The sequence below is a fragment of the Collinsella aerofaciens genome, from assembly GCF_039752955.1.
GTDB lineage: Bacteria > Actinomycetota > Coriobacteriia > Coriobacteriales > Coriobacteriaceae > Collinsella > Collinsella aerofaciens_BI.
This window is the reverse complement of the sequence record NZ_JBDMHB010000045.1, coordinates 1-14,663: the sequence shown is the minus strand read 5'-3', so window position 1 is coordinate 14,663 and position 14,663 is coordinate 1. Positions and strand designations below refer to the sequence as shown.

The 14,663-nt window shown below is 61.1% G+C and carries 13 protein-coding genes and 1 riboswitch; of the genes, 2 read left to right on the top strand and 11 right to left on the bottom strand.

All coding sequences use genetic code 11. The features are described 5' to 3' along the window. The 3 genes from ABHR75_RS08595 to ABHR75_RS08585 form a co-directional block, all read right to left on the bottom strand. A partial coding sequence (locus tag ABHR75_RS08595; protein ID WP_346964115.1) for a CbiQ family ECF transporter T component occupies positions 1–249 on the bottom strand: 249 nt, incomplete at its 3' end. Beyond that, positions 249–2,153, bottom strand: coding sequence for an energy-coupling factor transporter ATPase (locus tag ABHR75_RS08590; RefSeq protein WP_195569181.1), 1,905 nt, complete (start codon positions 2,151–2,153; stop codon positions 249–251). The genes ABHR75_RS08595 and ABHR75_RS08590, both read right to left, overlap by 1 nt. Further along, the gene (locus tag ABHR75_RS08585; RefSeq protein WP_117745765.1) at positions 2,150–2,740 is read right to left on the bottom strand and encodes an ECF transporter S component; all 591 of its coding nucleotides are present in this window, start codon (positions 2,738–2,740) and stop codon (positions 2,150–2,152) included. Before ABHR75_RS08585 ends, ABHR75_RS08590 begins: the two co-directional genes overlap by 4 nt. Positions 2,741–2,745: 5 nt before the next feature. Then, positions 2,746–2,938: riboswitch (FMN riboswitch) on the bottom strand. A gap of 526 nt (positions 2,939–3,464) precedes the next feature. On the opposite strand from ABHR75_RS08585, the gene ABHR75_RS08580 reads away from it, so the two are divergent. After that, positions 3,465–3,965 carry a helix-turn-helix domain-containing protein gene (locus tag ABHR75_RS08580; RefSeq protein ID WP_195624940.1) on the top strand — a complete coding sequence of 167 codons (501 nt, stop codon included), beginning with the start codon at positions 3,465–3,467 and terminating at the stop codon, positions 3,963–3,965. Positions 3,966–4,098: 133 nt separating this feature from the next. On the opposite strand, the gene groL is transcribed toward ABHR75_RS08580, so the two are convergent. The 3 genes from groL to ABHR75_RS08565 form a co-directional block, all read right to left on the bottom strand. Next, a complete protein-coding gene (gene groL / locus ABHR75_RS08575; RefSeq protein ID WP_022094352.1) occupies positions 4,099–5,736 on the bottom strand; it encodes a chaperonin GroEL in 1,638 nt (545 codons plus the stop codon). A 96-nt stretch (positions 5,737–5,832) separates the two neighbouring features. After that, complete coding sequence (gene groES / locus ABHR75_RS08570; protein WP_022094351.1) at positions 5,833–6,126, bottom strand: co-chaperone GroES; 294 nt, start codon at positions 6,124–6,126, stop codon at positions 5,833–5,835. Between the two features lie 921 nt (positions 6,127–7,047). Continuing rightward, the gene (locus ABHR75_RS08565) at positions 7,048–8,691 is read right to left on the bottom strand and encodes an amidohydrolase (protein ID WP_229107790.1); all 1,644 of its coding nucleotides are present in this window, start codon (positions 8,689–8,691) and stop codon (positions 7,048–7,050) included. Between the two features lie 162 nt (positions 8,692–8,853). Between ABHR75_RS08565 and ABHR75_RS08560 the strand changes: the two genes are divergently transcribed. Then, positions 8,854–10,317, top strand: a complete 1,464-nt coding sequence (locus ABHR75_RS08560; protein WP_195568599.1) for a M20 family metallopeptidase — start codon at positions 8,854–8,856, stop codon at positions 10,315–10,317. A gap of 131 nt (positions 10,318–10,448) precedes the next feature. Here the strand turns inward: ABHR75_RS08560 and ABHR75_RS08555 are convergent, their stop codons facing one another. The 5 genes from ABHR75_RS08555 to ABHR75_RS08535 form a co-directional block, all read right to left on the bottom strand. Continuing rightward, positions 10,449–11,738 (bottom strand): zinc-ribbon domain-containing protein, encoded by a 1,290-nt coding sequence (locus ABHR75_RS08555; RefSeq protein WP_346964114.1) that lies wholly within the window; start codon positions 11,736–11,738, stop codon positions 10,449–10,451. A 150-nt stretch (positions 11,739–11,888) separates the two neighbouring features. Beyond that, positions 11,889–12,911, bottom strand: a complete 1,023-nt coding sequence (locus tag ABHR75_RS08550) for a YitT family protein (protein ID WP_346964113.1) — start codon at positions 12,909–12,911, stop codon at positions 11,889–11,891. Between the two features lie 205 nt (positions 12,912–13,116). Beyond that, the gene (locus ABHR75_RS08545) at positions 13,117–13,644 is read right to left on the bottom strand and encodes an Asp23/Gls24 family envelope stress response protein (protein WP_035137581.1); all 528 of its coding nucleotides are present in this window, start codon (positions 13,642–13,644) and stop codon (positions 13,117–13,119) included. A 44-nt stretch (positions 13,645–13,688) separates the two neighbouring features. After that, positions 13,689–14,066: a DUF2273 domain-containing protein gene (locus ABHR75_RS08540; RefSeq protein ID WP_346964112.1), complete on the bottom strand. Its 378-nt coding sequence runs from the start codon at positions 14,064–14,066 to the stop codon at positions 13,689–13,691. After that, complete coding sequence (locus ABHR75_RS08535; RefSeq protein WP_346964111.1) at positions 14,059–14,604, bottom strand: Asp23/Gls24 family envelope stress response protein; 546 nt, start codon at positions 14,602–14,604, stop codon at positions 14,059–14,061. The genes ABHR75_RS08540 and ABHR75_RS08535 overlap by 8 nt, the downstream gene beginning before the upstream one ends. Positions 14,605–14,663: the final 59 nt, after the last annotated feature.

The window sequence follows — 14,663 nt, the reverse complement described above, 5'->3', positions numbered from 1 at the left end:
GTTGAGCACCGCGACCACGACGACGATTGCCAGCAGCGGCGCCATCGATGATAGGACCCGGCGCAACGGCACCCGGGACACGGTATAGATCAGGACAACGAAGATTGCGACCGGGACCAGTCCGCGGAAGCTGCTGACTGTGAGCGTCGTGATCAGAAACACAAAGCCCAAGAGCAACTTAGTTCGCGGGTCCAGGCGGTGGATCGCACTATCGCCGGGATAGTAGCTGCCAAACGAAAACGCCTCCATTAGCAGCCCTCCTCTCGCGCGACCGTCTTGGATTTAGCAATGTCCGCGACGTTAGAAGGACCGCCCGAGCGACCGATTAGCAGGTCCACCAACTCGTCTGCCAGCGACTCAACCGTATAAAGGCCGTCAAAGCGCAGCGGCACGCCTGCCTTCGCAAGCGCCAGCGCCATGCGCTGGGCAGCGGGAACACCCAAGCCGATTGATTTAAGCTCATCCGCATGCGCAAACACCTGAGCGGGGGTTCCCTCGGCAAACACCGCACCTTCGTTCATTACGACGATACGGTCGCAGCAATTGGCCAGGTCATCCATGCTGTGCGAAACCATGACAACGGTCAGGCCCTCGCGATGGAGTCGATCGATGAGCTCCAGGAAATCACTGCGCGCAGCCGGATCGAGCCCCGCCATGGGTTCATCGAGCACCAGGACTTCGGGCTCCATGGCGAGCACGCCGGCGAATGCCACACGCCGTTGCTGACCGCCCGAAAGCTCAAAGGGACTCTTGTCGCCGACCGTGGAAAGGTCGAGGCCCACGCGCGAGAGCGATGACTCGACACGACGGTCGACTTCATCTTGCGGCAAGCCAAGGTTATGCGGACCAAACGCCACGTCCTGCGCCACGGTTTCGGCAAACAGCTGACGCTCAGGATATTGAAACACCACGCCGACCTTGGCCTTAACCGCGGCGGCGTCTTTCTTGTTTGACAGATCGAGCCCCAGCGCGCGAACGGATCCCTCCTGAGGGCGAATCAAACCGTTGAGATGCTGGACCAGCGTCGACTTACCCGAACCGGTATGACCTGCCAAGCCCAGGAACTCGCCGCGACGCACCGTCAGCGATACACCGCGCAGCGCCCACGGGCTGCTGGGGACGTTTCCCCAGAGAGCCTGTTTGCTCGATTTGTCCGCAGTGGCCGAGCGCTTATGCCAGCGGCGGCGCTCGCGGGCGCTCAGCGAATAGCTAAACGAAAGGTGCGAAATCTCGATAACGGGCTCCAGCGCGTCTGCGCCATCGAGCGCAGAGGAAACGTTGTCGGGAATACGAGGATCGAATGCGAAAGGCCACCCGGCGATGCCTGTCCTACTCCGCTCGGCATAAGCCTGCGCTATACCGGCGACCACATCCGCCTCGCGCACCTGCGCATAAACGGGCACGCCCTTCGCACGAAGCGCCACGCCCAAACGGCACGACTCCGGCATATCAAGGTTGAGCTGCGCGAGTTCGTCCGCCTGCGTCAAGATCTCCTCGGGCGTGCCCAACATGGCAACGCGGCCCGCTTGGAAGACAGCAACGCGATCGGCCTCAGCGGCCTCTTCCATAAAGTGCGTAATCATCACGATGGTCATGCCGCGTTCGTGCAGCGCATGACAGGCCTTCATAAGACCCTTGCGTCCGCGCGGATCGAGCATCGAGGAGGCCTCATCCAAAATGAGAACGCGCGGCTCCATGGCGAGCACGCCGGCAAGCGCCACGCGTTGCTTTTGGCCACCCGAGAGCGCATGGGTCTCGTGGCGCTCAAAGCCCACCAGACCCACGGCCTTCAGCGCCTCGCGCACGCGCTGCGCGATCTGGGCCGATTCGACCCCTAAGTTCTCGGGACCAAACGCAACGTCGTCCTCGACAAGCGTCGCCACAAGCTGGTCGTCGGGATTCTGGAACACCATGCCAGCAGTCAAGCGAATGTCGTAGACCAGCTCGGGATCGGACGCATCCATGCCGTTAATGCGCACCGTGCCCGCATCGGGCTGCAGCAGCGCATTCAGATGCTTGGCAAACGTCGACTTGCCCGACCCATTGCCACCGAGGATGCAGAAAAACTCCCCGTCCTCGATGTTCAGATCGACACCGTCGAGTGCCGACACGGCACCGTCATAGCTAAAGGAAACGCCCCGACACTCAATCATGCGCGGCCTTTGACCTGGTCCTTTTTAGGCGTGATGAGGTTGGAGACTGCTTTATACACCACCAGCGTCAACACCGAGTTAAGCACGGTCTTGATAAGGTTGAACGGCAGTACGGCAGGAATCATGAGCGGGGCGATCGCATCGACCGAGCCATACCAGAACCAAACGCCAATGGTAAGGTTTGCGACCATAGACAGCGCCGTAGCGGCAATGACGCCGAGCACCAGGCCAATCACGGCACCCTTATAGGTGTGCATCTTCTGGTAAACGGTAGCCGCGGGCAGAATGTAGCCCAGCGTGGCAACCAGGTTCATAAGCGCGCCGACCCAGTCACCCGTGGTGAGCGCATGGATAACGATCGCCATGGCGGCAACAGCAGTGCCGGCGCCAGGACCATACGCAAAACCGCACACCATCGCCGGCACCAGCGACGGGTCATACGTCAAAAACGGCGCCGAAGGAAGGATAGGCAGCTGCACGTACATAAACAGGGCGCCCAAGGCGCACATCAACGCCATGGTAACGAGCTGTTTGGTGCTCCACCTATTCGTGTTCTCAAAATGGATATGCTGCGACTGTTCAGACATAAGATCACCTGCCTCTTTCATCCGGACTCTAACCGTTGGTACTGGGATCTCACCAGTTCAGCCGGCATGCGAACCAACGCACACACGGGTCGCGGACTCATCGGCTCGGTCGCAGACGCCTCGCCTGCGCCACGGCACCCCTTTGGCACCGCCCGATTTACCGCCAGTGGGGAATTTCACCCCGCCCTGAAACAGCACTTGCAAGTGTAGCACCAGTAGGCTTTCGCGCAAGTATGCCAAGGGTAATTTGTGGCGGGGATCAGTTGCCGCAACAACCACGTTCCCCACCCATCCCAAAGTAACGCGCTTTTCGCGGCAAAGCCGCGAAACAGCGAAAGGGACACGTATCCCCATCAACCACATTCTCCGCCCACGCCGACCTCAAGGCCGTAAACGCAGGGAATCCGGGGGCGGGACGGGGACTTCTCTCCGGAACATTCCGCACTGATATTTTCTGTATTGAAGACGTCGATGATGCACCCGTATACCATTGACGTCGACACCATCAGATGCGGACCGCGCGGTGACCCCACATTCCGCTGGCGCCCACAGAGCTGCCCTCGTTTCCTGACATGTCCCGCGCGGGCCGCGACGAGCCGAGACCGCCGCATGACCTAATAGGAGCATGGAGCGATACCGCGGACCCGAACAACCGCATTCTATCGCGCCCCGTCAGTGTGCCGTCTGCCCGGTCCAGGCGAGCACGGAAAGAACGGAGCGAGGCATGCAAAACGAATCGGCACCCGGCGCCCGCGGGCCGGTCTTCTGCGGGGTCGACACCCACGCCGACTCGCACTGGCTGTACGTCCTGGACTGGAGGGGCCGCAAGGTCCTGTCCCGCCAGTTCCCCGCCGACGCGGCGGGCTACGAGGCGCTCGCCGGGGCGATCGCGGCGGCCGGGGAGCCGGCCTGCGTCGCGATGGAGGGGACGTCGTCCTGGGAGGCGTACCGGGCGCTGATGCGCCCGCACGAGATCAGGAGGCCCGAGGACGCCTCGGGGCTCGTGGCGGCCAGGCGCGCGGCGAAGGTCAGCCAGGTGAGGGCGGCGTCCATACTGGGCACCAGCGAGAAGTACATCTCGATGCTGGAGAGGGGCCAAAGGGAGCTCAAGCCCATAAGGAGGGCCTACGAGGCATGGGTCGAGGCCGGACTTCCGCTCGATTGGGACAGGCAAGCCTTCGAGGCCGAGCGCAAAATGGATTCTAAAAAACACCTTGCCAAATAGGAGCGTCAGGACGCAAAGAGGCTCCGCAGCGCGAAGCGCGATGCGGAGCCTCTTTGCATGTCCGAGGACGTTCCGGAGAGAAGTCCCCGTCCCGCCCCCGGATTCCCGGTGGGAGTTCTAGACCTTGTCGGCCTTAGTACATACCGCCGCCCTGCTGACCAGCGGTAGCAGCAGCGATAGCGTCCTCAAGCTGAGTGTTTTTGGGCACATCGGAGACGGTGGCCTCGGTGATGAGGATCAGGCTGGCGACAGAAGCAGCGTTCTGCAGGGTGACGCGGCTGACCTTGACGGGGTCGAGGACGCCCATCTCGATCATGTCGCCCCACTCGCCGTTGGCAGAGTTGAGACCCTGGCCGGCAGGCAGCTCGGCAACCTTGTCGACCACGACAGCGCCCTCAAAGCCAGCGTTCTTGGCGATGGTAGCGACCGGAGCGGTCAGAGCCTTCTTGACGATATCGACGCCGATCTTCTCCTCGGGGTCGTCAAGCTCAACGGCGTCGAGCGCAGGAGCAGCGTCCATGAAGGCGACGCCGCCACCGGCGACGATGCCCTCCTCGACAGCAGCGCGGGTAGCCTGCAGGGCGTCCTCGACGCGATGCTTGATCTCCTTGAGCTCGGACTCGGTAGCAGCGCCGACCTTGATGACGGCAACGCCACCGGAGAGCTTGGCCAGGCGCTCCTGGAGCTTCTCACGGTCGAAGTCAGAGGTGGTGTTCTCCATCTCACCCTTGATCTGAGCGATACGAGCGTCGATGGCCTCCTTGGAGCCAGCGCCGCCGACGACGACGGTGTTGTCCTTGGAGATGGTGACGGACTTAGCGGTACCGAGCATATCGGCGGTAATGTCAGCGACCTTCACGCCCAGCTCGTCCAGGGCAGCCTGGCCACCGGTGAGGACGGCGATGTCCTCGAGGATGCGCTTGCGGCGATCGCCGTAGCCCGGGGCCTTAACGGCGCAGACGTTGAGGGCGCCACGGATCTTGTTGAGGACCAGGGTAGGCAGAGCCTCGCCGTCGATGTCCTCAGCGATGATGAGCAGGCCACGGCCAGCGCGCTGGACAGCCTCGAGAACGGGCATGATGTCCTGAACGCTGGAGATCTTCTGGTCGGTGATGAGGATGTACGGATCCTTCATCACGGCCTCCATGCGGTCGTTGTCCGTGACGAAGTAAGCGGAGACATAGCCCTTGTCGAACTGCATGCCCTCGACGGTGTCGATGGTGATGTCGAACGTCTGGGAATCCTCGACGGTGATGACGCCGTCCTTGCCCACGACCTCCATGGCCTCGGCGATCTTCTCGCCGACCTCGGGGTCACCGGCGGAGATGGTACCGACGGAAGCGATCTGCTCCTTGGTCTCGACCGGCTTGGCCTGCTTCTTCATCTCGGCGACGGCGGCGTTGACGGCCTTGTCGATGCCGCGACGGATGGCCAGCGGGTTGGCGCCAGCGGCGACGTTGCGCAGACCGTCGTTGACGATGGCCTGAGCGAGCAGGGTTGCGGTGGTGGTGCCGTCACCCACGGTGTCGTTGGTCTTGGTGGCAACCTCCTTCACCAGCTGAGCGCCCATGTTCTCGATGTTGTCCTCGAGCTCGATCTCCTTGGCGACGGAAACGCCGTCGTTGGTGATGGTCGGGGCACCGAACGTGCGCTGCAGCGCAACGTAGCGACCCTTGGGGCCCATGGTGACGGTAACGGCGTCGGCCAGAGTGTTGACGCCCTTGGCAAGCTTAGCGCGGGCATCGGTGTTGAACGTAATGTTCTTTGCCATGGTAGGTAATCCTCCAAAAGAAATGTGACTCGCGTCGCCGCTTCCGAGTCCTGTGCGGCGGGCGCGTTCAAAGACGAATCAGAGATTCTGACGAGACTAGGCCTCGACGACGGCGTAGATGTCGTCGGCGCGCATCAGCAGATACTTCTCGCCGTCGACCTTGACCTCGTTGCCACCGAACTTACCGTAGATGACAACGTCACCGACCTTGACGTCCATGGGGATGCGCTCACCCTTGTCGTTGACCTTGCCGGCGCCAACGGCAACGATGGTGCCACGCTGCGGCTTCTCCTGAGCGTTGCTGGCGATATACAGACCAGAAGCGGTCTTCTGCTCGGCCTCGTCGGGCTTGACCAGAACACGATCTGCAAGCGGCTTCAAAGACGACATGCTTGTCTCCTCCTTTTTGGGCCGCGCGGTTATACCACGCGAATTAACCCTTTTTGTTTGCGTACGCGTTGAATGGTACCCACGAATGGCGGGTTATACAACACAGAGTCAAAAAATCTTATTTTTTGGCACTTAGATTTTCTGAATGCCGGGGGATAACTTAGCAGTGGCTCCCGTGTGGCTCCGGAGGGGCGGGGCATAAGGTTTCCTGCTCGGGCAGTCCTGCTCGCACGAAGGCCACATTAAGTGGCCTTCGGCTCGTGCGGAACTCGCGATAAACCTTATGCCCCGCCCCTCCGGAGCCACACGGGAGGCAGGTTAACTAATTCGAGCCCGGCATTCAGAAAAGTCAGTGCAGCAAAAAGGCGATGCGGATAGCGACATGGGCATGGTTTTCGTTGCGAGCACGGGTCCCCTGGGGAGCACCGTGCATTTTTGGGAGTTTTCAGCAGGCCGGGACAAATGCATACGCACCGGGCGCATCTAATTAGTCCCACGGTAGCCTTCGACCGGCGATTTGGGTCGGCAGACAGGCCTCGTCGAGACAAACAAGCATGCCTCGCGCCACGTCGGACCCCAAAATGACGTCGATCTCCGCAATGCTACCCGACTGCAGCGGCACCGGCAGAGCTCGCGGTGCTGAATACTCCGTTTTTTGCACGGCACGGGCGGGGGTACATCAGGATCAGGAAAAATATCCCAGCCTTTTTATGCAATCTGTAATGGGAAGTATGCAAAACACCAAGAGATAGCATTGCTGGTGTCCAAATTGAGCGCGCAGGGCAGCGGCGCGTCCGCCCTGCGCCCAAATCCAGCAGAGCGGGGACGCTCCTAACAAATCCTCACCGGCAAACAAACGCGGCTCGAGCGTTATCCCAAAATTGGCTGCCCGAGCCGCGCTTAACGGTACGGCATGAATACTTAGCGCTCGTAAATCAAGTTACCTGCCAGGTAGGTGGCCTGAACCTTGGTAGCCTGGAGCTCTTGTGGATCGACAGTGAGCGGGTTTTGGTCCAGGACTACAAGGTCGGCATACTTGCCGGGCTCCAAGCTGCCGAGGTTTTGCTCGTCGCCCGCTGCGTACGCGCTGCCCAGGGTGTAGTTGCGCAGGGCTGTTGCTGCATCGATGCGCTCGCTCGGTAACCAGCCGCCCTCGGGCCAGTGGCTTTTGGGGTCCTGGCGCGTGATAGCCGTGTAGAGCACGTTCATGCTGGTAACGGGCGTGATAGGGCTGTCGGTACCGAAAGCTTGGCGAATGCCGCGCTGCTTATAGGTCGCAAACGGCCACATGATGCGGCTGCGTTCCAGGCCCAGATCGCGCTCGGGGCCGCCCGGGTCGAGTGTAATGTGACAGGGCTGGCTCGAGGCAACGACGTTAAGCTTGCGTAGACGATCGATGTCCTCGGGCAAGAGGTTCTCCAGATGCTCGAGCGTATTATGGCAGTGCTGGGGCAGGCCGTACAGTTCGGCGGCCTCCTCAAAGATATCGAGCGCGGCATGGATGGCACCGTCGCCGATGACGTGGATACGCACGGTGTGGCCGCGCTCCGCAGCCGCCAGAACCAGCTTACGCATGCGCTCGGCAGGAACTGTCAAACGGCCCTGATCGCCCGGGAAGCGCGGATTGGTATAGGGCTCGGTGAGATACGCCGTGTGTTCGCTCGACACGCCGTCGAAGAACTGCTTAAAACCAGGCGCCGAGAGCAGCGCGTTGTTCGCATAGCGAGCCTGCAGCTCTTCCAAGCGCGATTGGTCATCCAGCAGCGTGGGAAACAGATGGGCGCGGATGCCCAGCTTGCCGGCGGCTTGCAGCTTGTCGTAAACATCGTCGCGAATAAAGTCACAGCCCGGCATGGGCATGAGCGACATATCGCATATCGAGGTGATGCCCTGCTCGGCCATACGCCTCATTTGATCGGAGTAAGCGCTTGCAATGCGATCCTCCCCCAGCCACTCAAGGCAGCGCGGTAGCAGCTGCATGCCAGCCGCCTCGTGAGCAATGCCCGTGAGCTCACCGTTTGCATCCTTGTCGTAGCTGCCGCCCGCTGGCGGCTCGCTGTCGCGTGTGACGCCGAGCGCCTCGAGTGCGCGGCTGTTGAGCCAAAGCGTGTGTCCGTCGCCCGAATACATAACGCAGGGACGATCGGGGAATGCCGCATCGAGCGACGCCTTGGTAGGATGCTCGGGCGGGTCCCAACGGTAGTCGCGCCAGCCCTGCGTCACAACCCAAGCGTCGTCGGGCAGGTCCCGGGAAAACTCGAGCGCATGTTGCACCAGCGCCGCCTCGGACGTGCCCATATCCATGAGCATGTACGGCGAGGAGCCGACCGAGGTATGGAAGAAGTGCAGATGAGCGTCATGGAAACCGGGGCAGACAAACTGTTCGCCGTAGTCGATAACCGACGTGGCGGCAGAAGCGGCGGCGATCACGTCGTCGGGCGCACCGACTGCGACGATACGGTCGCCTGCGATGGCAATCGCCAGCTCGCGGGCGGTATCGATGCCGTCTTGCGCGGTAAAGACGTTCTTGGAACGGATAATCCGATCGATATGTTGCATGGGCATCCCCATCTCTGGCAGGAAATTCAACACCCCCGAGTGTACTCCCCCGCCCTTGCAACAAAACCCCAAGCGGCAAACGGCAACTTTACCAGCCCTAGCGGCAGGTGGCATACTGGAGAGAGCCTGTACGATTTTGCGATCAACCCAGCAAGGAGCAAATCGACCATGACGAAGACCAAGGCACAGCAGATTATGGCGGCGACCGAGGCTCGCGCGGCTGACGACGTCACCGCAGCCATCAAAGATATCGCTACCGAGTTTGAACCCTATATCATCAAGCAGCGCCGGCACTTCCATAAGCACCCGGAGCTGAGCCTTGCCGAGGAGCGCACGACCTCCGACATCGCCAACCAGCTCGACGCCATGAATATCCCCTACGAGCGTCCGCTCAAGACGGGCCTTGTGGCGACCCTTCGCGGCACCGCGCCCGACGCCTATCGCGAGGACGGCACGCCACGCCGCCGCATCCTGCTGCGCGCCGACATCGACGCCCTGCCCGTCACCGAACAGACCGGCGAGGAGTTCGCCAGCGTCAACGAGGGTTGCATGCACGCCTGCGGTCACGACTGCCATATCGCCATGATGCTCGGAACGCTGCAAATCCTGCGCCATATGACCGACGACATCCACGGCGAAGTCCGCATCGTATTCCAGCCCAGCGAGGAAAACGGCCAGGGCGCTAAGCTCATGATCGGCACGGGTGTGCTCGACGGCGTCGATGGCGCCTACGCCGCGCACATCTGGAGTGAGGTCGACGCCGGCACCGTGAGCTGCGAGCCCGGACCGCGCATGGCCAATACCGACTGGTTCCGTATCGATGTACGCGGCACCTCGTGCCACGGCGCCATGCCCCAGCGCGGTCACGACGCCGTCATGGTGGCCGCCGAGATCGTCAATGCTCTGCAGACCATCGTCTCGCGCGAAATCAGCCCCTACGAGCCGGCCGTCATCACCGTCGGCGAGCTGCACGGCGGCACCGCGCGCAACGTTATCGCCGGCACGGCCTACCTCGCCGGCACGGTGCGCACCTACGGCGATTCGACCCATGAGGAAATGCCGGAGCTTATGCGCCGCATCGTGGAGCATACCGCGGCCGCCCTGGGCGCCGAGGCAGAGCTCACCGATTACACCATCGCCAACTACAAGGTCGAAAACGAGGTCGCCTCGAGCGAGCGCTGCCGTCAGGCTGTAATCAAATGCCTGGGTCCCACCGGTCAAGGCCATTACCGCGGCACGCTTTCGGGCGAGGATTTTTCGGAGTACCTGCGCCGCGTACCGGGCGTGCTCGCCTTTGTAGGTACGCGCAACCCCAAGATCGGCGCCACGTACGCCCAGCATTCCTGCTTCTACAAGATTGATGAGAGCGTGTTGGCAAAGGGCTCCATGGTGGCCGCCCAGTATGCCATCGACTTTTTGGCCGAGCCCACGCAAGAAGAGCTCGACGGCCCCGCGATTACCGCAGTCGCCGAAACCAATCCCGACTTGGCCGCCAAGCTACGCTCTGCCAAGGCGACGACCGCCGAGGCTCGCGACGCCATCCATGATGCCCGAACGGCTCGCCATGCCGCGATCAAGGGCATCCACGACGCACGCGCTGCTGCACGCCGCGAGGAGAAGCACGACGAGTAATCGATTCGCTGGCATCTCGCAGTCATAGCCACATCGCGATGTCAAAGCGGGGGCGGACGTTTCGACACGTCCGCCCCCGCTCATTTGTCATGCGCTATTTTTAGCCCGTCCCCAAATAGCAGGCGGCGTGGCTACTCGTCCTGAGGCTCCTCGTCGGAGCTTGGCTCGGACGCCGGCTCAGGTGCAGGTGCCGGCTCAGGCGCAGGCTCGGGCTCAGATGCCGTCTCAGGCTCGGACGCCGGCTCAGGCTCGGGCGCCGGCTCAGGCTCGGTCGCGGGAGCGGGTGCAGGTGCCGGCGAAGCATCCGGAGCGCTGTAACCCGAAGCAGCGGACTTCTTCTCGAAGGGCAATGCAAAAGTCAGGACGTCGTCCTTATCCTCATCGGCCCATTCGCTTGCATAGCGTGCGACCCAATAGCCAACGGCACGGTGCTTGAGCATCTTGCCAAAGACCGTAAGAAATACGGTGACGAAAGCAACCAGCACCAGGAACAGCACGAGCGTGACGCCACCGCCGGTAACAATTGCCTCAATACCCGTAGGACGATAGTAGTAGCTATACATACCGACAGAGGCAATGGCGCCAAAGACGACCGTCAAGATCCATGTGACAACATTGGCGACCAGGCCCGTCAAAAACTCGGGAAGGAACGAAGCGCAGAACAGCTTGGTCTTGTTGTGCTTAAAGGCCGCCCAGACCTTATCGAGCGAAAACGCGCTCTCGACGCGACCGGTCACCGCAAAGTGCATCACGGCGATGTCGGCGAACATCTTAAAGAAGACACCCAGAATCGCCGAGGCAATCAGCGCCAGGACAAGCAGGCCGAGCGAACCGAACAGCGCAGCCTCGAGCGCATAGGAGCCATAGTAGGAGTACGAGCCTGCGGCACCAAGCGCCACGCCCTCCACCAGCGAAAGCACTACACCGATAACGGGAATGGCAGCGATAACCTCGAGCACGACCGAAATAACGCTCGAAAAGACTCCGAGACCAAACGACGTGGAACGCATCAGCGGACGATCCATGCCGTCATCGATCTTAAGCGACAGATCGCGACCCCACTCGATGCCAAAGCCGGAACCGCACACGCTCGCAATGCAAGCTGCCAAAAAGCCGATGGCAGCCGCAATGCCGCCAATAACGGGAATAAACAACACGAGCACCGACACAACGCAAATCAGCGCCGGCAAAAACGCGATTTGGCATACACGCTGAAGCACGCCCGGGGTCTTGGTCATATCCTGGAACGCCTGAACCACACAGCCCTTTGGCGCATTCGCCACGGGCGGTTGCGGAACAAACTGCTGGGGCTGAGGCTGTCCCTGGGGAGCGGGGCCAGCGGCACCGGCATTAGGAGCACCACACACGCCGCAGAACTTGTCGTTATCGCCCATAGGGGCGCCACACTGCGAGCAGAACATCGAAATCATCCCTTCGTATCTTGAGCGAATCACCTGGATCGCAAACGATGTCTTTGGCATCATTATCACCCAATGTGAGTTCAAATACTCAAAGATGACCGATTTGCAAGGTACACGGCGCCAGCAGGCGGTTCGTTGAATACGTCCGCGTTAGTTCGTACCGCGAAAACCCTTGCCGACAATCTCGGAGCTGTCGACGATCGTGATAAAGGCACCCGGATCGACTTCGCGCGCATAGCGGCGCAGTTGTACTGCCTCGCGACGGCTCAGCACGCTCATGATCACCGTCACGCACTTGCCCGAGAAGGCACCGTAGCCGCGGCTGATGGTCGCTGTGCGGTTGAGATGCTTGACGATAAACTCCTCGACCTTAAGGGGCTCGGAACAAATGACCGTGCAGACCTTACGAAGATGGATGCTCTCGATGGCCTTGTCGACCACAAGCGTCTTGGCAAACAGGCCGAGCACGCAATACAGACCGACACGCGGGCCATACAAAAAGGCCGCGATGGCCACGATGCCGATATCGACCAACAGCAGTGCGCGACCAATCTCGAGCGTGGTGCGGCGTTTGAGGATCATAGCGAGAATGTCCGTGCCACCCGTCGAGGCGCCGATGTCAAAGACAATAGCGCTGCCGAGCGCCGGCAAGATGACGGCAAAGCACAGGTCGAGCCACATATCACCCGTCAGAGAGACATCGGTCGGAATAAAGAGCTCAAACAGCGAAACATAGGCGGACAACGCAAACGAGGCGAAGACGCTCCACAGGATTGCCTTGCGCTCCAAAAAGATAAAGCCCAAAACGACGAGAACCGCGTTGATAATCCACATAAAGACGCCGACGGGCAGGGCCGGGAACAGCGTGGACAGAATGACCGACACGCCCGAGGTGCCGCCAAAAGCAAAGTGATTAGGGGTTTTAAACGCAACGATGGCAAAGGCCGTAAGAATCAGGCCCAGATTGAGCTCGGCAAAAAAGCGCGGGAAGCCCGGCTCCTGGCTGCGCTTTTGACCGACACGCTCGCCGCGCTCGATATCGGTGCGATCAACCACGCGCTCCATCGGCACCACCGGAGGACGATGCATCTCCTCGGCGGCACGCGACGCCGCCTCTGCCGCAGCGGCTTCAATCGCCCATGCCTTGCTTTCGGTCTCGTGTTCGTCGGCCATTACGGCAACCCTTCGTTAACAATTTGGAAACAATGCGCCCATTAGGGTAACGCGGAACGCGAAGATTGCAACCCTTAGTTAGACGAGCGGTATGACTAGATCGAGGGAATATAGAAAGCGGTCGACCGCACTTTTGCTTGCGCGGTCGACCGTTTGGCGTTTTCGCAGGTAAAACCTGTCAAAACAAACCTATCTTTTTGGTAGGTTACTCGTGCTGGCTGGTGCGGTGCTCATACTCCTCGGGGGTGATGACATCCTCGATGCGTAGGTTGACGCCTGCCACCTCAAGGCCGGTCATTGCGGCCAGACGCTCGGTGACGCGCGCCTTAACGTCGTCAAAGATTGCAGGCGCATAGGCGCCGTACTCGATGATGACCGAGATGTTGACGACCACGCGGTTGTCATCGGTGACCTCAACCGTCACGCCCTTGGTCAGGTTCTCGGCACCAAACTGCTCCTGCACAAAGTGCATGAGGTTGCCCTTCATGCCCAGGACGTGCGGCACCTCGCGGGTGGCCATGGCGACGATCTTCTCGATCACGCCGTTGGAATAGGTCAGCGAGTCCTCGGACTCGTCCGCCTCCTCGTCCATCTCCTCGTTGTCCTCGTCCGCATCGGACTCGGCCTCGACGAGTGCCTCGTCCTCGAGCGTTACGTCCTCCGCCTCGGCGGCGACGGCCTCATTCGCCTCGAGCTCGGTATCGGCTACATCGACCTTCGTATTAAAAGCCATGGTTCCTCCTTATGCCTGCCGCGGATGCGACAGTCGAATACATATTAGCGGCCGCTAAACAGACGGCCGAAGAAGTTGACGATACCGTTCTCGCCGTCGCGAATCTGGCCGATTACGGCGCCGATCAGCACAAAGAATGCGATGACGAGCGTGTCCCACAGGCCCAACGTAAGTACCAGCACAGCGAGGATAAAGCCTGCCACGGCACCGAGCGTAGTGTTGGGGTGGCGCACGGCGTAGCTCCAGATAGCAGCGCCCGTACCTTTGATGAGACCCATGGCCTCGTCAAAGTCGTTGGCGGCGCTGTCGTGCTGCTCGCCGGCCTCGGGCTTGGTGTCGGCGAACTCGCCTGCCAGCGTAGCGTTCTGGTCGATCGTCAGGCGCGGCGTGCGGGCGGTCTTGTCTTGGTTGGTATCACTCACCGGAAACCTCCACGGTCTGGACGGTAGTCTTGGACGGCAAAAAACGGACGCGCGCGGTCGTGCCCGGCGTGCCAAGCATGGTGTCGCAGGCCTTCTCGATGCGCTGCTGCATCGAGGTGGCAAGAGCGGCAACGTCCTTGTCATCGAGCGCGATGGCCTCGACCTTAAAACGAACGCGCGACTCGTCGGAGCCTTGAACGCATGCCTCGATATGCTCAACCATCACGCGATCATCGCACTCCGCCGCGGCACGGGCGCACGAGGAAAGCGCTGCGAGCGTGACCTCGATATTGCGCTCCCCCGCCGGATGCACGCAGGACGGCTCGCGACGCGCGAACATCAGGCGGAAAAAACCGATGAGCACGCCAAGCGCCACGATAGCGGCGCACACCGTAACGACGACGCGAGGCATGGTGTCACGCAACAGCAGCATAAAGCGATACGTATACGGTCCCCAGAACTGGCAGACAAGCGTACCCAGCGCCACGATGGCGGCGGCAAGATACACAATCGCAAGGGCTCGTTTGAGTACGCGCACGCGCGCTCCCTTCAGGTTTCGGTCCACAGAATGCAAAACGGTTCGCATCATTATAAAAG

What these genes read in the sequence shown, in the direction of transcription:
- ABHR75_RS08590 (WP_195569181.1), bottom strand. Translation starts at nt 2,153, where the DNA reads ATGATTGAGTGTCGGGGCGTTTCCTTTAGCTATGACGGTGCCGTGTCG.
- ABHR75_RS08585 (WP_117745765.1), bottom strand. Translation starts at nt 2,740, where the DNA reads ATGTCTGAACAGTCGCAGCATATCCATTTTGAGAACACGAATAGGTGG.
- ABHR75_RS08580 (WP_195624940.1), top strand. Translation starts at nt 3,465, where the DNA reads ATGCAAAACGAATCGGCACCCGGCGCCCGCGGGCCGGTCTTCTGCGGG.
- groL (WP_022094352.1), bottom strand. Translation starts at nt 5,736, where the DNA reads ATGGCAAAGAACATTACGTTCAACACCGATGCCCGCGCTAAGCTTGCC.
- groES (WP_022094351.1), bottom strand. Translation starts at nt 6,126, where the DNA reads ATGTCGTCTTTGAAGCCGCTTGCAGATCGTGTTCTGGTCAAGCCCGAC.
- ABHR75_RS08565 (WP_229107790.1), bottom strand. Translation starts at nt 8,691, where the DNA reads ATGCCCATGCAACATATCGATCGGATTATCCGTTCCAAGAACGTCTTT.
- ABHR75_RS08560 (WP_195568599.1), top strand. Translation starts at nt 8,854, where the DNA reads ATGACGAAGACCAAGGCACAGCAGATTATGGCGGCGACCGAGGCTCGC.
- ABHR75_RS08555 (WP_346964114.1), bottom strand. Translation starts at nt 11,738, where the DNA reads ATGTTCTGCTCGCAGTGTGGCGCCCCTATGGGCGATAACGACAAGTTC.
- ABHR75_RS08550 (WP_346964113.1), bottom strand. Translation starts at nt 12,911, where the DNA reads ATGGCCGACGAACACGAGACCGAAAGCAAGGCATGGGCGATTGAAGCC.
- ABHR75_RS08545 (WP_035137581.1), bottom strand. Translation starts at nt 13,644, where the DNA reads ATGGCTTTTAATACGAAGGTCGATGTAGCCGATACCGAGCTCGAGGCG.